Here is a 21,210-nt window from a genome sequence, read left to right as displayed (position 1 = left end):
TCAGCCTTTCACCGTCCAGCTTTCCCGGTTCCGCGCCGTGGGGAAGCGGTCCTGCAGACCGAGTTCCTCGATCCGCGCGATGCTGGCATCGAACAGGCTCCGCATCACCGGCATGGTGTCCGGCCGGAGAGCGACGTTGCGGATCGTGTCCTCGCGGTTCTTGTAGGATTCGTAGAGCGCGCGCAGATCGGCAACCGCATCCGTGCCGGAAATATCGATCCTGAGATCGTAGGTATCGATCTTGTAGTCTCCGGAAACCTTGAGCGCCGCCGAGCGCAGCGGTCCGAGGATTTCCCCGCCCGCATCCCGTCCCGCCTCGAGCGCCGACGTGAGTTTCTCCGCAAGCGGGGCCGCGGGATCGCGGGAGAAGGCCTCGACCATGCGCTGGGGCACGTCCGGATTGTCGAGAATGTTGCCGAGCGCAAGGCAGTTGCGGCCCGCCGCATGAGCATAGATCGAGTACATCCGCCGGCCGTGATAGAAGGCGGCGCGCCCCTCGCTGTCGAGCGCGCCGATCTGCCGCCACTCGATATCGGCCGTCGAGGCGCAGACCTTGGCGACCACACGGTCGGCGGACTCGCCTTCGGCCAGCATCGAGATCCCGAGATCGCCGAGCCGGCTGTCGGTGCGGTGCTGGGAGAGCATGGCACCGCGCCCGTGCGCGAGCCGGACGCAGCGCGAGCCGACCGCGAGATCGGAGGTCGTGATCGCCGCGCCGTAGGCACCCGTGCGCTCGCAGCGGCCGATGATCGAAAAGGTCATGTTTCTCTCCCTGCGCCCCACTTGTCCGGCATCGAACCGGACGGCGCGTGTCGTTTGTCGGCGAAGCGATCGGGCTTGTCACGCATCGGCACTTCCGAAGCGCGAAATCTGCCGAACCGGCTCATGCGATCCGTCGGCGCAGCACCACAACGGCGGTTGCCGCCAGCGTGATCATGACGAGGAAGGTCGAGACGGCGGCGATGGTCGGATCGATATTCTCCTGGATGCCTTCCCAGATCACTTTCGGGAGCGTGTTCACCGCGCGTACGGTAATGAACAGCACCCCGACGATCTCGTCGAAACTGACGATGAAGGCGAAGACAGCGCCGGTCAGCATGCCCGGGCGGGCCGCCGGCACGACGACGTTCGTCACCGTCTGCCAGACAGAAGCGCCGAGGCTGCGGGCGGCCTGCGGAATCCGCCGGTCGAGATTGGCGAGTGCCGCGAAAACGGAGATCGAGACGTAGGGCAGCGCCAGCAGCGTGTGCGCCAGAATGACCCCGGTATAGGTGTCGATCAGGTCCAGCTTGACCCAGAAGCGGTAGAAGCCGAGCGACTGCACGACCGGCGGCACCAGGATCGGCGTGATCAGAACCCAGCGCGCGATGGTCGCCGCCCGGTCCGAGAGGAACCAGCAGCCGATGGAGAACGCGGTGCCGAGAACGGTCGCGGCCGCGGCGACGGCAAGGCCGACCCAGATGCTGGTCCAGGTCGCGTGCAGCCATTCCGGCGAGGTGAAATAGGACTCGTAGTGCTGCAGCGAGAGATGCTCTTTCGGCAGGCCGATATAGCTGGTGTCGGTGAGCGACACCGGCACGACCACGAGCAGCGGCAGCACAAGGAATGCGAGCACGAGCCAGGCGCCGGTGTTGAAGAAGATGCGGAAGGTCGAGGTCTTCATCAGTGGCGTTCCAGCAGGGCGGATTTCAGGTTCACGAAGCGCGCCGCCACCAGCAGCACCAGCGCCGTCGCGATCAGCAACGCGACAGAGAGCGCGGAACCGAGCCCCCAGGCGAGGAATTCCTGGATCTGGTAGGTGATGTATTCCGAGATCATCAGCACACGGCCGCCGCCGAGCAGGGCCGGCGTCACGAAGAAGCCGAGCGAGAGCACGAAGACCAGCAGCGCGCCGGAAAAGACGCCGGGCAGCGTCTGTGGGAAATAGACGGAACGGAACGCGGTCCATTCGCTGGCGCCGAGGCCGCGGGCGGCGTCCGTATAGGAGCGCGAGATGCCGCGCATGTTGGCCAGCATCGGCAGCACGGCGAAGGGCAGCATGACGTGGATCATCGCGATCAGCACGCCGGTCTCGTTATGCATGAGACGAAGCGGGCTGGTGATCAGCCCGACATCCCGGAGCGTGTCGTTGACGAGGCCGGAGCGGCCGAGCAGCACGATCCAGCTGAAGGAGCGGATCAGCACCGAAACCCAGAAGGGAAGCAGCACCAGCGCGACCATCAGCGGGGTCAGGCGGCTGGCGAAATTGGAAATCGTGTAGGCGACGATATAGCCGAGCAGCAGACAACCGATCGTGGTGATCGCGGCGACCCGGAAGGTCAGGATGAAGCTCGTCTTGACGGCGTTGGACTCCGTCATCTTCACGTAATTGCCGAATCCGAAATCCGGTTCGGTGACGGAGATCTCCCAGATGCCGAGCACCGGCAGGATGTAGAAGATGATCATGATCGCCAGAGCGGGCAGCACCAGCATCCAGTAACGGGCCTTGTCGGTCAGGCGGGGCATGTCGGCTCCGGAGGGAGAAATCTGTTCGGGAAGGGCGGGACGGCAGCGAGGGGGTCTGCCGTCCCGCACTTGACGGCCGATCAGTTGATCAGCGCGTCCACATAGAGTTCTTCGGCGGCAATCTGGTTCTTCGCGTACCATGCGTCGTTGTACATGATCTGCGTTGCCAGATTCTCGGGGCTGGACGGGTTCCAACTCTGGAAGTCCGCCGGCACCAGTGCGGCTGCCGCCGGGTTCGCCGGGCCGCATCCAATCTTCTCAAGCCACTGCACCTGAAGTTCCGGCGTCTGGGCATGGGCGATGAACTTCATCACCTCTTCGGTGCCGACCGGGTTGTTCTTCGGCACCACCCAGATACCGGGCGCCACGACACCGCCGTTGAAGGTGACGGTGAAGGAGTCCTTGTCCATCTGGTCCTTCAGCAGGTGGGCTCGGGTCGACCAGATGTTGCCCATCGTGACCTCTTCCTGCAGGAACAGGTTCTGGCTGTCACTGCCGGAGCCCCAGACGATGACGTGCTCGCGGAGCTGGCGGAAACGGTCGATCGCGGCCTTGATGCCATCGTCGGTGCCGAGCGCCTCATAGACGTCCTTCGGCGCGACGCCCATGGACATGGTCGCGCTTTCCAGCATGCCGCGGACCGACTTGCGGAACGTGCGCATGCCCGGGAAGTCCTTCGTGTTCCAAACATCCACCCAGCTCTGCGGGACGTTGCCGCCGAGCAGCTTCGGGTTGGAGGCGAGGACATAGGAATAGACGTAGTTGGCGACGCCGTTGTTGTAGATCCCGCCGTCGAGCACCTTGCTCTTGTCGACGATGCTGTAGTCGATCGCCTGGGTGACGCCCTGCTGCTCCAGGATAATCGCCGAGCCGGCGCCGCTGTCGCAGAGATCCCAGACCACCGCGCCGCTTTCGACCATCGCCCGGATCTTGCCGGCGGACGGGCCGGAGCCGTCGACCGTCACCTTGATGCCGGTTTCCTTGGTGTAGGTGTCGCACATGACTTCCTGGAGGATGTCCTTGGCCGCACCGCCCCAGTTCACGACGATGATTTCCTTGGTATTCGCCATCGCCTTGGCGCCGAGCGCCGGCAGAATGCCGAGGGCACCCATGGCGGCGATGAAGCCGCGTCGGGTCAAGAGACCCTGCTTGTAGCGTTCGACCGCGATCTCCGCGATGTCCGCCTTGGCTTCGAAATCGGTTGTTTCAGTCATTTGAAGCTCCTTGTTGCTGAAATGTCGGTCTTCTTGCTTTTGCGGGGCCGGTTCAGTCGGCCTCGAGAATGACGCAGGCATCGGCATCCCAGCCAAAGCCGACCTCCAGGCCCGGCGCGGGATCGATCCCCGCTTTCCAGGTCGGGCAGGAGACCAGGATCTGGCCGAGCGCGCCGTGCGAGAGCAGCACCTGGCAACGTTCGCCGAGATAGCTGACCTGTTTGACGGTCCCGGTGAGGAACTCAGAGCCGGCAGTGCCGAGACGGATCCGTTCCGGGCGCAGCGCGACCTCGGCGCTGTTGCCCATGACCAAACCGTGCGCGGAGGCGTCCACCGGGAAACGGGCCCCGCCGGCGACGCATTCGAGCTGATCGCCGGTCCGCTCTTTGATGGTGACGTTGAGGAAGTTCGACTTGCCGAGGAAATCCGCGACGAAACGGGTGCGCGGCCGGTTGTAAAGCTCGCCCGGGATGCCGGATTGCTGAATCTTTCCATCCTTCAGGATCACGATCCGGTCGGACATCGAGAGCGCCTCATCCTGATCGTGGGTCACGTAGATGAAGGTGACGCCGAGCTGGTCGTGCAGCGCCTTCAGTTCCCACTGCAGGTCGGCGCGAAGCTTCTTGTCGAGCGCCGAAAGCGGCTCGTCGAGCAAAAGGACCTGCGGCTTGAAGGAAAGCGCGCGGGCGAGCGCGACGCGCTGTTGCTGGCCGCCGGAAAGCTGGCTTGGCATGCGATCCGCATATTCGCCCATCTGCACCAGATCGAGACATTCGTCGACGCGGGCGCGGATCTCGCTCGCCGGCCGTTTGCGGACCTTCAGCGGGAAGCCGACATTTTGCCGCACGGTCATGGTCGGAAACAGCGCATAGCCTTGGAAGACCATCCCGAAATCGCGATGCTCCGGCGGCTCCTTGGTGATGTCACGACCGCGGAGGGAAACGGTTCCCTCGGTCAGGTCGGTGAAGCCCGCGATCGCTGTCAGAAGGGTCGTCTTTCCGGAACCGGACGGTCCGAGCAGCGTCAGGAATTCGCCTTCGGCCACATCGAGATCGACATGATCGAGCGCGTGCACGTTTCCATAGCGCTTTACCGAATTGCGGATCGAGAGGATCGGATGGCTCATCGCGTGCGGGCGTCCTGTCGTTGGTAGCGACCGGAGCCGTTCCGGCCAAACTCGACCCGAAGGAAATCACGCTGTCTCTAGAAGCCAGAAATTAATAATCAGGCCTGGAATATAATCTGAAATTATTCGTCAGACGTCCGTATGCGCCGGATCGTGCGGCTTGAGGTATTCGCCGAAGAAGCTCTGGAACTGCAGCGCGACATTGGAAGTCGGGAACAGGTTGCAGGTGATGCTGAAGAGGTTGAGCTTCAGCACGGGGTTGGTCGGGCGGACCGCCAGGGTGGTCAGGTCACGCCCCACGAGCGCGAAACTGTCGACCAGGGTGACCCCCAAGCCGTTGAGCGCCATTTCCAGCGCGGTTGCCGTGTGGCGCACCTCGCAGAAATAGCGCCGTTCGAGCCCCTGCTTCGAGAAGACCGGATCGATCAGCTGCCCGAGCGGCGTGTTGGCGGCGTAGGAGATGTGCTTCACATGATTGAGGTCGGTCACGTTGACGCGCTCGGAATAGGCCAGTTCGTGATCCGTCGGGCAGACGCACATCATCCGGCCTTCCGCGACCGGGCGCACGGTCAGCACCGAATGCCGGGGCTGGGTGATCGAGAACCCGAGATCCGCCCGGCCGCTGACCAGATGCTCGATGATCTCGTCGATGCTGCCGAATTCCACCGAGAGCTTCAGCTTCGGCTTGTTGCGGACAAACTCGGAGATCACCCGCGGCAGGATGCCGTGCCCGAGCGAGGGCGTGGCGTAGAGATTGAGCCGGCCGATGGTTCCGCCGCGGAGTTCGCTGACGATATCGTCGATCCGCTTCTGCTGCATGAAGAGATATTGCGCTTCCTGCGCAATGTGCTGGGCCTCGCGGGTCGGCGTCAGACGCCCGCGCTCGCGCACGAAGAGCGGAAAACCGATCAGATCCTCCGTGTGGCGGATCATGTTGCTAACGGCGGGCTGGCTGACATTCAGCAATTCTGCGGCACGCGCCGTGGTACCGACCTCGATCACGGTACAGATCACTTCCAGCTGCCGCGCATTGATCACGATTCAATAACCTCATCTTATTTTATATCCGCTCTAATTTATTTCACGGTGATATTCCGGCTGTCTAGCTCTAGAGAGGCAAAGATCAGCGGGAGTGGACTAAATGAGCCGGAAGGAAGTGTTCGCCGTCGCCCAGATGGGGCCGGTTCATCTGAAGGATACGAAGGCGGAGGTCGTCGCGCGCCTGATAGAGATGCTGCGCGAGGCGCACGGACGCGGCGCGAGATGGATCACTTTCCCGGAACTCGCCCTCACCACCTTCTTCCCCCGCTACATCTACGACACGCCCGAGGAATACGACGTATTCTTCGAGGAAGGCCTCCCCTCTCCGGCGATGGCGCCCCTGTTCGAGAAGGCGAAGGAGCTCGGCGTCGGCTTCTATCTCGGCTACGCGGAGAAAATCATGGAGGGCGGCCAATACCGCCGCTTCAATACGTCCGTCCTCGTCGGTCCGGACGGAAGCATCCTCGGCAAGTACCGCAAGATCCACCTCCCCGGCACGAAGGACCCGATCGGCGACCGCGAGTTCGAGCATCTGGAGAAGCGCTATTTCGAGGTCGGCGATCTCGGCTTCCCGACCTTCGCGACCCCGTCCGGCCGGATCGGCATGTGCATCTGCAACGACCGGCGCTGGCCGGAGACCTTCCGCGTCATGGCGCTGAAGGGCGCCGAGATCTTCATGCTCGGCTACAACACGCCGACACGTAACATCCATCACCCGGAACCGGCCCATCTGCGCGAGTTCCATCATCGCCTCAGCATCGAGTCCGCGGCCTATCAGAACGCGGCCTGGGTGATGGCGGCGGCGAAATGCGGCGCCGAGGACGGCTTCGCGATGATCGGCGGCTCCGCCATCGTCGCACCGACCGGAGAGGTCGCGGTGCGCGCCATCTCCGAGGAGGATGAGGTCATCACCCACAATTGCGATCTCGATCTCGGCGCCTATATCCGGCGCTCCGTGTTCGATTTCGCCCGGCACCGCCGGATCGAGCATTACGGACCGATCACCGCACAGACAGGCATAGAGGCAGCGGAATGACCTTCTCCATCGCAGGACGCTGCCTCGAAACCGGCCGCATCGGCTTCGCCGTTGCCACCTCCTCCGTCTGTGTCGGCGCCAGGGTCGGGGCGGTCACCGACGGCTGTGTCGTCTTCTCCCAGGCGCGGACAGACCCGCGCTTGCACAGCTTCGGTCTCGCGGCATGGCACCGCACCGCTGACGCCGGGCAGACGCTCGCCGCCATGCGCGATGCCGCGACCGCCCCGCACTGGCGCCAGCTCGGCGTGCTTCCCTTCAAGGGCACGCCCCTGCACCATACCGGCGCCTCCTGCCTGCCTCATTGCGGCGGGGAAATCGGGACCGACTGCCTCGCCCTCGGCAACTTCCTCGGCACTGCGGACGTCCTGCCGGAGATGGTGCGCGCCTTCGAAGCGGCGAGCGGGCCGCTCGAGGAGCGCCTGCAGGCCGGTATGAAGGCCGGCGAAGCCGCCGGAAGCGAGAAGGAGCCGCTGCAGTCGGCAGCGCTCAAGGTCCTCGGCAGCGACGATCTGATGGACGCCGACCTCAGGGTCGACTTCTCCACCGATCCGCTGTCGGATCTGCTGAAACTCTGGCGGGACTGGGCGCCCAAAGCAGCCGCCTACCGCCTGCGGGCGACGGATCCGGATTCAGCGCCATCGTCGGCGGAAGTCGAAGGCCGCTAAAAACAGACGCGCTTCATCGGAGTCAACCGGTGAGGTCTGCTGACCAGGACGCACTTTATTCAGTGACCTTTGCCCTCGATTCGGCCTAGGACGCGACTTGAAGTCGTGCCGACTGATATCGCCTGCTGATCGCCGGCATTGCCGCGTATCCATTCCCAATTTACTCGCTTCAACCGCGAGACGCTCTGGTCTCTCGATCCGGTGGAAACTCCGTTTTTCCCCAGAATGCACCAAATAGGAAATGGTTATTCGGGCTGAACGACAACGTTTCATCGACGTTGGCGTCAGGCATCTGAAACGCTCACGACGCGCTATTTCACGGGTACAGATAGCCCGAAACCCGAGCGGCAAAATTTCTGCTATCCTACGCTTTCAACCGGGAAATTTCGCATCCGGTCAGTGCATCGAGAAGCCGGAACACGTCCTGATGACCACTGAATTTGCAGAACGCTACAAGCACAAGATCAAGACCGCCGAGGAAATCGCGAAAATTGTCGGCCCCCGCCCGCGCAAAAAGAAAGTGATCGTGTGCCATGGCGTGTTCGACGTGGTTCATCCGGGACACCTGCGCCATCTCATGTTTGCAAAGAGCAAGGCGGACATACTGATCGCGAGCTTGACGGCCGATCAGCATATCGCGAAAGGCGTCTATCGCCCCCATGTGCCGGAACAGCTCCGGGCCATGAATCTCGCCGCCTTCGAAATCGTCGATTTCGTCGTGATCGACCCGAATGCAAAACCACTCGAGAATCTCCGGATCATCAAGCCCGACCTTTTCGCGAAGGGATACGAGTATGCGGCAAGCGGTTTGCCGCCGAAGACCCAGGAAGAGGTCGAGACCGTTCAATCCTTCGGCGGCGAGGTGATCTTTACGCCCGGCGATATTGTCTACTCCTCATCGAAGCTGATCGAACTCGAAGCTCCGCGGATTCCGATGGAGAAACTTCTGATGCTGATGCAGCAGGAGCGGTTCGGATTCGACGAGTTGACGGGCGCCCTGGAGAACATGGCGGGACAGAAGGTGCACGTGATCGGCGATACGATCGTCGACAGCTATACGGAAACGTCGATGATCGGCGGCCAGACGAAGACGCCGACAATCAGCGTTCTGTATCAGGGCAGGAGAGATTATGTCGGCGGCGCGGCCATCGTCGCCAAGCACCTCGCCGCCGCCGGTGCGGACGTCACGTTCTCTACCGTCCTCGGAGAGGACGATTACAAGGATTTCGTCCTGGCCGACCTCAAGGAGGCCGGAATCACACTGAAGCCGATCATCGACCCGACACGGCCGACGACAAATAAAAACGCGATCGTCGCCGGAGGATACCGCCTGCTCAAAATCGATACGCTGGACAATTCGAGCATCTCCGACGAGATCGCCGGCAAGCTGACAAAGCAGATTCGGGCCACGGCGGAAGGCGCCGTGGTCTTCAGCGACTTCCGGCACGGCATCTTCAACCGGAGGACCATACCGTCCCTGATCTCTGCCATCCGTCCGGGCGTGTTCAAAGTGGCCGACAGCCAAGTCGCGAGCCGATGGGGCAACATCACCGAATTCAAGGGCTTCGATCTGATCACGCCGAACGAGCGCGAAGCGCGGTTCAGCATCGCCGATCAGGATTCCGGCATCCGTCCGCTGGCGTCACAGATCTACGATGCGGCGGAATGCGGGACGCTGATCCTGAAACTCGGGGATCGCGGTGTACTGACCTGTCGCAGCGCCGATCATCATTTGCTCGACTCGTTCTTCGTCGTCGACAGTTTCGTCGATCACCTGGAAGACGCGGTCGGAGCCGGCGACGCACTGCTTGCCTATGCCACCCTCGCCATGATGACCACTGGCAGCGCACCGATCTCGACCGTGCTCGGGTCCTTCGCCGCAGCCGTCGAATGCGAGCAGGACGGCAATATTCCGGTTACCCCGGCGGACGTACTGAAAAAGATCAACGCGATCCAGCGGCGCGCGAATTTCGAGAACTAGAACGGGACCACGTTCATGAGAGCACTTGTCGTCGGGCTCGGCATCCAGGGCCACAAGCGGCGTCGCGTCGTGGGCGAGGAATGCATCGGGACCGTCGACCCCGTTCATGGAGACGCCGACTTCCGGACGCTTGAGGAGGTGCCACTCGAGCGGTTCGATGCAGCTCTCGTCTGTACCCCGGACGAGCCGAAATTCGAGCTCCTGAAATACCTGCTCGCACACGGCAAGCATGTTCTGGTGGAAAAGCCCCTGTGGTTCTCTAACGAAAATCAGATCGACGAGCTCGCCGGGCTTGCCGCGACGTCCGGCGCGGTCTGCTATACCGCCTACAATCATCGCTTCGAGCCCCATTTCGTCCGCATGCGCGACCTCATCACCTCAGGCGCGCTCGGCGAGATCTATCGCTGCCGGATGTTCTATGGAAACGGCACGGCCCGCCTCGTCCGGGAGTCCGCCTGGCGCGACACGGGCGCTGGCGTGTTGCCGGATCTCGGAAGTCATCTGCTCGATACGGCGCGCTTCTGGTTCGGCGATATCGCCGACGACTTCTCGATCATCTCCGCCGACCGGTTCGAAAACCGGGCGCCGGATCATGTGGTGATCGCATCCGGAAACGCCGGCCCGCGTATCGAGCTGGAGATGACTCTCCTCTCCTGGCGCAACCACTTTACCTGCGACGTCTTTGCGGAGCATGGCACCGCGCATATCGAGTCGCTCTGCAAATGGGGCCCGTCCCGCTTCGTTCACCGTCACCGGATTCTGCCCAGCGGACGCCCGCCGGAGGAAGCTTTGACCCTGGTCCAGGACGATCCGACCTGGGAAGCCGAGTACACACATTTCAAGGCGCTCTGCGCCGGAGGCGGCGGCTCCAACCTGGAAAACGATCGCTGGCTCTATCGTTCGCTCGGACGCCTTGCCGCCGAAATCGATGGAGCGGCCTGAGAACATGCCTGTCGGAAGGAAAAAGCCCGTCATCGGGTTCGCCGGAATGACCCATCTCGGACTGAACTCGGCCGTCGCCGTCACGGATCTCGGTTTCGAGGTGATCGGTTTTTCCGAAACCGATGCGGAGACAACAGGTCTCCGGCGCGGCGACCTTCCGATAATGGAACCGGACTTGCCCGAAATGCTCGCCGCGAACCCGGACCGGCTGCACTTCACATCAAGTCCGTCAGACCTGACGCGTGCGGATATCGTCTACATCTCGGTCGATGTGCCGACCGACGATGAAGGGCAATCGGACCTGACCCGTATCAGGGCGATCCTCGACAGGATCGTCCCGGTGCTCGGCTCCGAAGCGCTGCTCGTCATTCTCTGTCAGGTGCCCCCGGGCTTCACGCGGGCGCTCGATTTCCCGAAGGAGCGCCTCTACTACCAGGTCGAGACGCTGGTTTTCGGTCGCGCAATCGAACGGGCACGCCATCCGGAACGCTACATCGTCGGCTGCGCGGACGCTGCGGAGCCGTTACCCGGCAAATACCGTGCGCTCCTGGAGGCGTTCGACTGCCCCATTCTGCCGATGCGCTACGAGAGTGCCGAGCTGGCGAAGATCTCCATCAACTGCTGTCTCGTGGCCTCACTTTCCACGGCGAACACGCTCGCCGAGCTTTGCGAGAAGATCGGAGCGGACTGGTCCGAGATCGTTCCGGCGCTGAAACTCGACAGGCGGATCGGACAATATTCCTATCTCACTCCGGGCCTCGGTCTTTCCGGCGGTAATCTGGAACGCGATCTCGCGACGGTGATCCGCTTTGCCGAGGCGAACGGGACCGATGGCGGCGTGGTCGAAGCCTGGATCTCCAACAGCAAATGGCGGAAGGACTGGCCGTACAGAATCTATCGCGACCTCGTCCGCCCGATGCTACCGGGCCGACCGCGCGTGGCGATCCTCGGACTCGCCTACAAGGAGAACACCCATTCCCTGAAGAACGCGCCGTCACTGGTGCTGCTGGACGGGCTCGGCGGAGAGGCCGACATAAAGGTCTTCGATCCCGTGGTCGGCAGAGACGCCCTGCCGGGGCTCGACCATGCCGCCTCGGCGCTCGAGGCCTGTGCAGATGCCGACGTGCTGTTCCTGACCACGCCATGGCCGGCATTTCGCGAGATCGAGGTCAGCGCCCTGAAGGCCGCGATGCGCGGTCGCGCCGTGATCGACCCCTATGGGCTGATCGACAACGACACCGCGCGTGCGGCCGGCTTCGCCCATTTCATGCTCGGCCGCCCGCTCGGCGAAGGCTGACTGATCCGCCCGGAAGGAAGAGAGACGACATGCTGAAACATCTGCTCGACAGGAACACGCTGCCGGACCGGGTCGCCGTCATCGGCGGGGCCGGCTTTGTCGGCGGCGCGGTCGCGAAGGCGCTGAAACACGCCGGAGCGAGGGTCGTTTCGATTTCCCGGGCGGACGTGGACCTGCTGGCCACCGATGCGCCGTCGAAGCTGTCCGGCCTGGTCAGCGACGGCGACAGCGTGGTTTTCGTGTCCGCCATGGCGCCGGTGCGCAACACCGCGATGCTGCGGGATAATATGAGCCTTGTCGCGAATGTGATCGAGGCGCTCGGTCCGAAGAAGCTCGCACATCTCGTGAATGTCAGTTCGGATGCGGTCTACCGCGACGTACTCTACCCGATGTCGGAGAGTGCCGCGGCCGAGCCGGCCAGTCTGCACGGTGCCATGCATCTCGGCCGCGAAGTCGCCCTCCAGGCGGAGCTCGACGTCCCGCTCGCGACCATCCGGCCGACACTGATCTACGGCGCGTCCGATCCGCATAACGGCTACGGACCGAACCGTTTCATGCGTCTCGCAGCAGCCAATGAGGAGATCCGGCTGTTCGGCGAGGGCGAGGAACAGCGCGACCACATCCTTGTCGAGGATGTCGCCGAGCTGGTGAAACGGATGGTGCTTCGCCGTAGCACCGGAGTGATCAACGGCGCCACCGGGGAAGTACATTCCTTCCGCAAGCTCGCGGAAACGATCGTCCGCCTCTCGGGTTCGAAAAGCGCGATCGTCGGCCAGCCGCGGCAGGGACCGATGCCGCATAACGGCTACCGGCCGTTCGATCCGGCCAATGTCTTCCGCGCCTTCCCGGATTTCCGGTTCACGGTACTTGAGGATGGGTTGAGACAGACCATCGCGGCCCGGATGCGCTAGGCTCGTTTTCACTCCTGCCTCCTCCGCCGAGGCAGGAGCGAAACGGGAGAGATGCGTAAGACAAAGATTTTTCGGACCTTCAAACACGCAGGTTAGCGAGCTTACAGAGGCAGTTGGTTGTTCAAGATGGGAAATGAGATCAATCTCCTAAGTGCGCTTCCGAAAACCAAACGGAATCTGGACGCACGCGAACAGTCGAGAGATCGCGCCGTCGTCGAGGCATCCAAGCAATACGGCGAGCTCTATTTCGACGGGCCACGCGATTATGGCTACGGCGGATACCGCTATGACGGCAGATGGGTGCCGGTCGCGAAGGATCTCGTCGCGCATTTCGGCCTCAAGGCGGGCGACCGTGTTCTCGATGTCGGTTGTGCCAAAGGTTTTCTTGTCAGAGACCTCCTGGCTTCGACGCCCGGACTTGAGGTCTTCGGGCTCGATATCTCGGAATATGCGCTGATGAACTGCCATCCGGAGGTGATCGGACGGCTCCATCTCGGCAGCGCGGACCACCTCCCCTTTCCCGACGGCGCTTTCGACGCCGTGATCTCCCTGGACACCATTCACAACCTGCCGCGCCCGCGCGCGCTTGAGGCGTTGAGGGAAATCCAGCGGATCTCGAATGGTCACGCTTACGTCAGAGTGGACAGCTACAGAACCCCCGAACAGAAGGCCGTCTTCGAGAATTGGGTCCTTACCGCCGAGTTCCACGATTACCCGGACGGCTGGATCAAGCTGTTCGAAGAAGCCGGATATACCGGTGACTATTACTGGACGATAATCGAGTAGCCTCTGCTGCCGAGAGAACAAACCGAGGGATGAACATGAGCGGAAAAAGATATGCGGTCCTGGGCGGCGGCGGATCGTTCGGCATACATACCGCGCTCTATCTTCTGGAGAATGCAGAACCGGAGAAGGTCCTCGGCATCGGCCGCAACCCGCTGCGTTCCGAACCGTTTTCACTCGGCATCGATCGCAAACCCCGGTTTGAGTATCACGCTCGACATGTCACGTATGAGCTGGACCTGCTGCTGGAGCTTCTCGATCGGGAAAAGCCGCAGGTGATCATCAATTATGCGGCTCAGGGCGAAGGCGCCGTCTCGTGGAAACATTCCTGGCGGTTCTTCGAGACCAATTCCATGGCACTCGCGCGCCTGGCTGAAGAGCTTGCCAAACGGGACTGGCTTGAACATTTCATGCAGATCGGAACGTCCGAGATGTACGGCTCGGTCGATCACGCGGTGACGGAGGATGCTCCGATTCAGCCGACGAGCCCCTATGCGGCATCGAAGGTCGCCTTCGACATGTACCTGCTGTCGATCGGCAGGTTCTCGGAGTTCCCGATGACGATCGTCCGTCCCTGCAACTGCTATTGCCCGGGACAGCTTCTGCATCGCGTCATTCCCAAGGCGATCTGGGCCGGGCTTACGGGCCACAAGCTGCCGCTCCACGGCGGGGGGCGCGCGGAGAAATCCTACATGCACGCGCGGGACCTGGCGCGGGCGATCCATCTGCTGGCGAAAAAGGGACCGACCGGGCGCGTCTTCAACGCCGGACCCGAGAAGCCGACATCGATCAGGGAGGTCGTCGAGCGATGCGCCGGCGCGCTGGGGATGCAGCTGAACGAACTGGCCGAGGTCGCCGAGGACCGGCTCGGCCAGGACAGTCGGTACTGGCTCGATTCCACACGCCTGCATGAGGAAACCGGCTGGAAGCCCGAGATCGACTGGGATACCGGGCTCGCGGAGATGGTCGAATGGGGCAAGAAGTACCTCGATGATATCCGCGACTATCCCACCGACTACGTTCTGAGAGCGTGATTGCCGCCGCCATGGAAGCACGACGATCAAACTCTTTCGATGCGAGCGCCGCATTCGACCGGTGCAAGCACTACAGAAGACGTGTTCTCGACGTCTCCCAGAAAGTCGGAGCGCTGCATGTCGCGCCGGCATTCTCCTGCACGGAGATCGTCGACTCGATCTACAATCACCTGATGTCGGGCAACGGAACGGTCGCCGGAGAAGACATTTTCCTCATGTCCAAGGGCCACGCCTGCATCCTGCAATACATCATCCTCGCGGAGTGCGGCGTGCTCACCGAAGAGGACCTGGACCGATACTGCACGCCGGACGGCCGGCTTGGCACTCACCCCGATTACGGTACGCCCGGCGTGGCGGCCGCGACCGGATCGCTCGGGCATGGGATGGGCATCGCTGCCGGCATCGCGAAAGCGGAGCAATTGCTCAACCGCGGAAGCACGACCTTTCTGCTCCTGAGCGACGGAGAATGCCAGGAGGGTTCGACCTGGGAAGCGGCCATGACGGCAGCGAATCTCGGTCTCGACAACCTGGTCGCCTTCGTGGATTACAACGATTTTTCGGGGCTGGAGCGCATGAGCGAAGGCCACAAGGCTTTTCACCCTCTTGCCGACAAGTTTCGCTCCTTCGGATGGGACGTCGAAGAGGTCGACGGCCACAATTCCTCGGAAATCGTGCGCGCGGTGGAGGCCAGGAGCGGCTCGAAACCGTTCATCGCCGTCTGCCAGACGGTCAAAGGCAAGGGCGTGTCCTACATGGAGAACGTGCCTATCTGGCATTACCGTTCCCCGAATCCCGAGGAATATGCGCAAGCCATCCGAGAAATCGAGAGTACGACCCTGTGAGAAACAGATTTGCAGATGTGTTCTACGACCTCGGTCTGAAGGACGACCGGCTCTGCATGGTGGTCGCGGATATCTCGCCGGCCGGGTCGATCACGAAGTTCCGCGAGGAGTTCCCGGATCGCTTTATCAATACCGGCGTCGCGGAACAGGTCATGATCGGACTTGCAGCCGGGATGGCGCTGAGGGGCCTGCGCCCGTTCGCCTATACCATCGCGACCTTTACCCTCTATCGGCCGTTCGAGTTCATCCGGGACGACCTGTGCTATCAGAATCTGCCGGTCACGATCGTCGGAATCGGCGGCGGGGTGACCTACTCCACACTGGGCGGCACGCATCACGCGATGGAAGACATTGCAATCGCGAGCGCACTTCCGAACATGTCGGTGATCGCGCCGATCGACCCGGACGAGACGGAGGCCGCAACGCGATGGTGCGCCACGCAGACGCGCGGTCCGGTCTACCTGCGCCTCGGCAAGGCCGGCGAGCCCAATCTCTCCAAAGGCGCCGAGACCGAGTGGGAGTTCGGAAAGCCGCGCCTGCTCCAGCGCGGCCAGGACGTTCTCGTGCTCACATACGGTCCGATGTCAGGTGTGGCGTGGGACGTCGTTTGCGGTCTTCGGGACAAAGGTCAGTCCGTGAGCTTCGTCTCCTGCCACACGCTGAAACCGCTGGATACGGACACGATCCTCGATCTCATCCGCGCACATGGGCGGACGGTGATCATCGAGGAAACCACGCCGGAAGGATCTCTCGGGCAGAGTGTGAAGGCGTCGCTCTATAATTCGGGCATCGACAAGCCGGTCGACACGTTCTCGCTCAAGAACGAGTTCATCCACAGCTATGGCTCGCATACGGAACTTCTCGCGGTTCACGGTCTTTCGGCACCTGCGATCCTCGAGAAACTTGGCGCCTGACGACGGGTTAGCCGCGTGAGAGGCGGCGTCCGTCGCCGCTCACGCGACAGCGGAGACGGGCGGGGACATGCCCGCCTGTTTTCTCATTTCCTCATTCGAGGGCCCGATCAGCGTTTCGGGGTCACGCAGAGAGCGATCAGATACTGACTCATCGGGAAAAACCCGGTGTGCAGCACCTCGTCGTTCATCGAGAACATGAACACGTTCCGGAAATGCCGTTCGCAAATGTCCTTCAGCCCCTGGCCGGTCTTGCAGTTGATATGCCCGAGCTTCGACCCCTCGGACGCGTATTCCTGCGATTCCAGAGACGGGATGCCGCAAATGAAGACGCCCTGGTCCGTCAGTGAGCCCTTTATGTTCTCGAAATAGAGGTCTTCCTGAGCCGGATCGATATGCTCGAACACGTCCATGGAGAATGCCGCATCGAAGCCTCCTTCGACCGGTCCGTCGAGGATGTCGTGACCGCGGAATTCGACATTCGCCGCATAGGGGGCGATCTTCTCGACGGCGACCTTGATGTGCTCGCGGAAAAAATCCACCGACACCAGATTCTTGACGAACGAAGCTGTGAAAAGCGACGTGAAGCCTTCCTGGCAGCCGATTTCCAGAACTTTGTCGTATCCGGTCAGCATCTTGCCGACGAATTTGTGCCGCGCGAGCATGAACCCGAATCTCTTGGGATCCGACAACAAGGCCCGCGTCGTATAAGGACCGAGTTCGAGGCACCGGGCAGTACCACCTTCGACAAATTCGTCGACATGGTCATAAGCTTCCAAGGCAAATGGCGAACTCGCCTCACCAAAGAACTTGTTCAACTCTTTCTCCGTCACAAATGGCCGTTCCGCTTTGTATTGATCTTGAGTGTCCCGCGCGATTGGGACGCGCGATACCGCCAACCGGTGCCCGGGTGAATCAGGATTTTTCCGATCTCAGGGCCGAGATCGACTTCGCTTCAGGTTCCCAGATCGTGCAGTCTTTGCACATATTGACGCCGCAGCGGCCTTTCGACAGATGAATGGACCGGATCTTCTCGGCCTCTGCACCTCTCCAGATTTCCTGGAGCGACATTTCCTTCAGATTTCCCAGTTCGACCGCAGCGTTGTAATCGACACAGCAGAGCGCCGCGCGCCCGTCGGAAAGCAACATCATCGTCCCGAACGGAAGCGCACAAGCAGACTTGTTCAGCTCCGAAAGCTCGGCATTCACTTTTGAATCGATGTCGAGCCTGTTGCCCCAGTTATGCACATACTTTCCGTAGACCCGATCCCGCGGCGACACCACCTTCGACCAGAAATCGATGAATTCGTCGTACTGGTCGATATTCTCGTCCGTAACGACCATGCGTACGCTGATCGAGCAATCCGCCTTATCGCGGTCGCGGATCTCGACGAACTTCTTGATGTTTTCGACAATGATCGGAAACACCATTCCCGGGCGGAGCTTTTCGTGGGTTTCCGCCTTCACGCCATCGACCGAGAAATCGACTTCCGTCGCACCTGCATCCAGGATGCTCTTCGATCGCTCCGGGGTCATGAGAGAGGCGTTGGTGGAAAACCGTACGGACTCGACGCCAGCCCTCCGCAACTGGCGGATCCGGCTTTCGAGTTTCTTGTCCAGCAGGGGTTCACCGGTGCCATACACATGGATGTCCAGCGGGCTCTCCGGATGCGACTGACGTCGCTCCGCCACTTGCGCGACGAACTTGGTCCAGACATCAGGCTTGATCACCCTGGTCGATCTGGCCAGCTCCTCGATCGGGCAGAAAACGCATCGCGCATTGCAGGCGGCGACCGTTTCGATTGTGATGAATCGCGGAAAGTCGGCGAGATCTGCGCCTGACAGCAATCCAGTCTGCCGGGCAAAAGCATCAAGAAGCTGCTTATTACGCTCCACGATGTTCGCATTTGGCATCATAGAGTTCATCAGATGGCCAAATCTTTCACAAAGTTTTCAGACGCGCATTTTAAAGCAATTTCCGTACCATAATTCCCTCTACAAGGCCAGCCATACAGCTTTGTGGGCCTCTCCTCACACCGGTTCTATTGATTGACCTCCTTCTCTCGATATCCAAGATCCGCGTGATACGCGTTTTGCTCTGCAGAAGTCGGGATCATTGACGCCGTGGCGCCTGCATCGCCGGCCTAATTTTCTTCCCACGCTCAAGCCTAATTACGATAAGACCTCATGACCTTTATGTGCGACAGAAGGCGTACCTCTTTAGGAGACATTGCAATGTCGGCTTGGATTGATCGCGCCGAAAAGTTTCCGGATATCGAAACCGCCCGTGCGCATCTGAAATCCTCGATTGGAATTCAAGGCGTCGGCGATCTCGAGCGAATTGCAATCATCGGCACCGCTCCCGAAGGTCAAAGGCTGGACCGTATTGCCACGAAATCTGGCATCAGGATCGTGGCGGCAATGGACCGCGATCCGCAGAGGGTCAATGTGCCGCTTCCGGGCGGATGCCCGGTTCTGGAAGATCTGCCGGAAGATCTAGATCGGGACACCGTGCTTGTCGTTGCGTCACATGTCGCGCTCGCAGCGGTGAAGAATTTCAAGGAAAAAGGCTTCGGGAAAGTTCTGCCGTTCGGAGTGCTGCAATCGGCTTTTCCCGAAATCTTTGCGCCGCACATGTTCTATGAGCATTGGCTCGAGGACGCCCTCGAGCATGCCGAGGCCCTACGGAAGGTCTCCGGACTCCTCGACGACCAGAAGTCGAAGGACATTCTGAACGCCCAGATCGGGTATCGTATTTCGGGCAACGTTCTTCTGCTCGACGGGTTGATCGATCCGGTGCCGTTCTTTCCAACGGATCTGTTCAAACTCGCGGATGATGAAGTTTTCGTCGACGGCGGCGCCTATACCGGCGATACAATCGAGGAGTTTTTCCGGCAGACCGACGGACATTTCTCGAAAATCTTTCCGTTCGAGCCGGACCCGGACAATTTCGCTACGCTTGAGCGCAACTACATGTCCTGCGATCGCGTCAAGCCGATCATGAAAGGTTTGTTCGACCGTTCCGCGATGCTGAGATTTTCCAACGGCGAAGGACGTGCTTCCGGGATTTCCGAGCAGGTCGGCAGACATCGCTATTCTGATGAGGAACCCTCGACGATCGTTCCGGTGACCAGCATCGACGAAGAACTCGAAGGCGAGAGGATTTCCTACATCAAGATGAATATCGAGGGCGCGGAAATTCACGCCTTGAACGGCGCACGGAAGACTATCGCCAAGTGGCGGCCAAAGCTCGCCATCTCAGGCTATCACAAGCCGTCCCATATGCATGAGGTCCCTTTGTTGCTGAAAGAGCTGCTCCCCGACTGCAAGCTTTATCTGCGCCAGTACCTGGGCGGTGTCGTCGACGCCACCTATTTTGCGGTCCCGTGAGCCTTCGCGCGGTTCTGCAAGAAGCCGGGCCCCTTCGCTATGCGCAGAAGCGATCCTCGACTTTCTCGATGGCAAGGATGACGTCCTCCGCCTCCCTGTCCGTATAATTCTCATTCAGGTAGAGACAGAAACTGGAGTCCAGGACTCTGCGGGCATTTGCGAGCTCCGTCGGTCCGGACAGGTAGTCCTGAATCCATGGCCACTCGGACACGAGAAAACCGTAATGCGGGTTCAGATCGATCCCTTCCGCCTGGACCGCCAGAGCAAATTCGCGCTTCGTACAGCTGATCCGGTCCGTTCCGACCAGGACCGGGAGGAAAAATGGCGAGGCCGACCGGTCGATACTGACGACGCTGCAGGCCCGGCTTCTCGCACTTATCCGTTCTCGGACAGCCTCGACGAAATTCAGCCGGTCATTGATGCTTTTATCGAGCCTGCCGAGAGAAGAAATGCCGATCGCACAACTCAGTTCGTCCGTATTCCAATTATGGGCCGGGAGCATGTAATTGCTTGGGTGCCTGTCATTGAAATCCGCGTCCCAGAGCGGCTTCCCGCGATCCGAATGGAGGATCGCCCGCCTGTAGATCTCCTGATCTCTTGAATAGACCAGCCCGCCGCTGGATCCGGAAATATGGGCTTTGCGGTACATCGTTGAAAAAGCCGCAACGCTTCCGGCGGTTCCCACGCGGTCGCCGTTGTCGAGACGGGCGCCGTGAGCCTGGGAACAATCCTCGAACAGTTGCAGGCCGCGCTCGCGCGCGATCGTCGCGATGGCGCGGGCGTCGGCCGGAATCCCTGCGGAATGCACGAGCACAATGGCACGAGACTGACCGGTCATGCTCTCGACAACCTGTTCTGGGCCGACATTGTAACTGTCGGGTTGCGTATCCATCAGGCGGGGACGCAGTCCCTGGAGAATGATCGCGTTCAGCGTCCCCGGATCGGTGATCGGAGAAACCAGGACCTCTGAATGTTCCGGAAGCTCGAGAGCGCGCAGAGCGACGTAGCAGGAGGCCGAGCCCGTCGCGACGACGACGGTATTGCCCCCGCCCTGGTACCGGGTAAAGGCGTCGCCGTATTCCGTCTCGTATTTTCCCCCGTAGGGCAGGTCCTGGCCTATCTCTTGATAATAGGCCATCGCCTCTTCGACCTTGCGTCGCTCGGCGTCGCCAAAGGCCCGGCGTTTTGGCATCGGGGCGCTTCGAACAGGCGTGCCGCCCTCGATGGCCAGTTTCGGCGTTCCGGTCTGGATATTTCTCATTGGTGGCTCTCTATTGCCAATCAGGCCCGGCGCCGCTCGGCGACCGCGCCTTACTTCATGCCGAGGCGCTTGATGCGTCGGACGTTGTAATAGAAATCGTCCGTCATGGGGTCCGGCAGCTTGCCGGCCTTGAAGGCGGTCACCAGATCGCGCACCGCATCCTCGATCGAATGCTGCGGGCGGAAGCCGAGCTTCTCCGCGATCTTGTCCGAATTGATATGGTAGGACCGGTTGTCGTCGCTCGGCGTCGTGACGATCTCGATATCGCCGA

Annotated in this window: 20 protein-coding genes and 1 pseudogene; 11 read left to right on the top strand and 10 right to left on the bottom strand. The window is 61.2% G+C overall.

Annotated elements, in window-relative coordinates; genetic code table 11:
* From IG122_RS00105 to IG122_RS00080, 6 genes are all read right to left on the bottom strand, one after another.
* Positions 1-762 (bottom strand): DUF1028 domain-containing protein, encoded by a 762-nt coding sequence (locus IG122_RS00105; protein WP_193179333.1) that lies wholly within the window; start codon positions 760-762, stop codon positions 1-3.
* Between the two features lie 121 nt (positions 763-883).
* Positions 884-1,663 (bottom strand): ABC transporter permease, encoded by a 780-nt coding sequence (locus IG122_RS00100; RefSeq protein WP_193179331.1) that lies wholly within the window; start codon positions 1,661-1,663, stop codon positions 884-886.
* Entirely contained in the window at positions 1,663-2,505 is an 843-nt protein-coding gene (locus tag IG122_RS00095) for an ABC transporter permease (protein ID WP_193179330.1), read from the bottom strand. Before IG122_RS00095 ends, IG122_RS00100 begins: the two co-directional genes overlap by 1 nt.
* A gap of 80 nt (positions 2,506-2,585) precedes the next feature.
* Positions 2,586-3,719: an extracellular solute-binding protein gene (locus IG122_RS00090; RefSeq protein WP_193179322.1), complete on the bottom strand. Its 1,134-nt coding sequence runs from the start codon at positions 3,717-3,719 to the stop codon at positions 2,586-2,588.
* A gap of 52 nt (positions 3,720-3,771) precedes the next feature.
* Entirely contained in the window at positions 3,772-4,845 is a 1,074-nt protein-coding gene (locus tag IG122_RS00085) for an ABC transporter ATP-binding protein (protein WP_193179320.1), read from the bottom strand.
* A 129-nt stretch (positions 4,846-4,974) separates the two neighbouring features.
* The gene (locus tag IG122_RS00080; protein WP_193179318.1) at positions 4,975-5,883 is read right to left on the bottom strand and encodes a LysR family transcriptional regulator; all 909 of its coding nucleotides are present in this window, start codon (positions 5,881-5,883) and stop codon (positions 4,975-4,977) included.
* 103 nt (positions 5,884-5,986) lie between these two features.
* Here IG122_RS00080 and IG122_RS00075 point away from each other — a divergent pair, with 103 nt between their 5' ends.
* The 10 genes from IG122_RS00075 (at position 5,987) to IG122_RS00030 (ending at position 16,291) form a co-directional block, all read left to right on the top strand.
* The gene (locus IG122_RS00075) at positions 5,987-6,922 is read left to right on the top strand and encodes an N-carbamoyl-D-amino-acid hydrolase (RefSeq protein WP_226893230.1); all 936 of its coding nucleotides are present in this window, start codon (positions 5,987-5,989) and stop codon (positions 6,920-6,922) included.
* Positions 6,919-7,587 (top strand): DUF1028 domain-containing protein, encoded by a 669-nt coding sequence (locus IG122_RS00070; protein ID WP_193179316.1) that lies wholly within the window; start codon positions 6,919-6,921, stop codon positions 7,585-7,587. Before IG122_RS00075 ends, IG122_RS00070 begins: the two co-directional genes overlap by 4 nt.
* A gap of 427 nt (positions 7,588-8,014) precedes the next feature.
* Complete coding sequence (locus tag IG122_RS00065; protein WP_193179314.1) at positions 8,015-9,568, top strand: PfkB family carbohydrate kinase; 1,554 nt, start codon at positions 8,015-8,017, stop codon at positions 9,566-9,568.
* 15 nt (positions 9,569-9,583) lie between these two features.
* Positions 9,584-10,510 (top strand): Gfo/Idh/MocA family protein, encoded by a 927-nt coding sequence (locus tag IG122_RS00060; protein WP_193179312.1) that lies wholly within the window; start codon positions 9,584-9,586, stop codon positions 10,508-10,510.
* A gap of 4 nt (positions 10,511-10,514) precedes the next feature.
* The gene (locus tag IG122_RS00055) at positions 10,515-11,807 is read left to right on the top strand and encodes a UDP-glucose/GDP-mannose dehydrogenase family protein (protein WP_193179310.1); all 1,293 of its coding nucleotides are present in this window, start codon (positions 10,515-10,517) and stop codon (positions 11,805-11,807) included.
* Positions 11,808-11,836: 29 nt separating this feature from the next.
* Positions 11,837-12,718, top strand: a complete 882-nt coding sequence (locus IG122_RS00050) for an NAD-dependent epimerase/dehydratase family protein (RefSeq protein WP_193179308.1) — start codon at positions 11,837-11,839, stop codon at positions 12,716-12,718.
* 126 nt (positions 12,719-12,844) lie between these two features.
* Entirely contained in the window at positions 12,845-13,504 is a 660-nt protein-coding gene (locus tag IG122_RS00045; RefSeq protein WP_193179306.1) for a class I SAM-dependent methyltransferase, read from the top strand.
* Positions 13,505-13,539: 35 nt separating this feature from the next.
* Complete coding sequence (locus IG122_RS00040) at positions 13,540-14,535, top strand: NAD-dependent epimerase/dehydratase family protein (RefSeq protein ID WP_193179304.1); 996 nt, start codon at positions 13,540-13,542, stop codon at positions 14,533-14,535.
* An 11-nt stretch (positions 14,536-14,546) separates the two neighbouring features.
* On the top strand, positions 14,547-15,377 hold the full coding sequence (locus tag IG122_RS00035) for a transketolase (protein ID WP_193179302.1): 831 nt from the start codon (positions 14,547-14,549) through the stop codon (positions 15,375-15,377).
* Complete coding sequence (locus IG122_RS00030) at positions 15,374-16,291, top strand: transketolase family protein (protein ID WP_193179300.1); 918 nt, start codon at positions 15,374-15,376, stop codon at positions 16,289-16,291. The genes IG122_RS00035 and IG122_RS00030 overlap by 4 nt, the downstream gene beginning before the upstream one ends.
* 107 nt (positions 16,292-16,398) lie before the next feature.
* Here the strand turns inward: IG122_RS00030 and IG122_RS00025 are convergent, their stop codons facing one another.
* Complete coding sequence (locus IG122_RS00025) at positions 16,399-16,953, bottom strand: SAM-dependent methyltransferase (RefSeq protein WP_193179297.1); 555 nt, start codon at positions 16,951-16,953, stop codon at positions 16,399-16,401.
* A gap of 250 nt (positions 16,954-17,203) precedes the next feature.
* Positions 17,204-18,136: a radical SAM/SPASM domain-containing protein gene (locus tag IG122_RS00020; RefSeq protein WP_193179295.1), complete on the bottom strand. Its 933-nt coding sequence runs from the start codon at positions 18,134-18,136 to the stop codon at positions 17,204-17,206.
* Between the two features lie 387 nt (positions 18,137-18,523).
* Here IG122_RS00020 and IG122_RS00015 point away from each other — a divergent pair, with 387 nt between their 5' ends.
* Positions 18,524-19,678, top strand: coding sequence for an FkbM family methyltransferase (locus IG122_RS00015; RefSeq protein ID WP_193179293.1), 1,155 nt, complete (start codon positions 18,524-18,526; stop codon positions 19,676-19,678).
* Between the two features lie 37 nt (positions 19,679-19,715).
* On the opposite strand, the gene IG122_RS00010 is transcribed toward IG122_RS00015, so the two are convergent.
* On the bottom strand, positions 19,716-20,939 hold the full coding sequence (locus tag IG122_RS00010) for a DegT/DnrJ/EryC1/StrS family aminotransferase (RefSeq protein WP_193179291.1): 1,224 nt from the start codon (positions 20,937-20,939) through the stop codon (positions 19,716-19,718).
* 50 nt (positions 20,940-20,989) lie between these two features.
* Positions 20,990-21,210 (bottom strand): annotated as a pseudogene (locus IG122_RS00005) (SDR family NAD-dependent epimerase/dehydratase); the annotation flags it as partial.

It is taken from the genome of Nisaea sediminum (assembly GCF_014904705.1).
Lineage (GTDB): Bacteria > Pseudomonadota > Alphaproteobacteria > Thalassobaculales > Thalassobaculaceae > Nisaea > Nisaea sediminum.
Note: the sequence above shows the minus strand (reverse complement) of the source record. Positions and strands in the feature narration are given on the sequence as shown.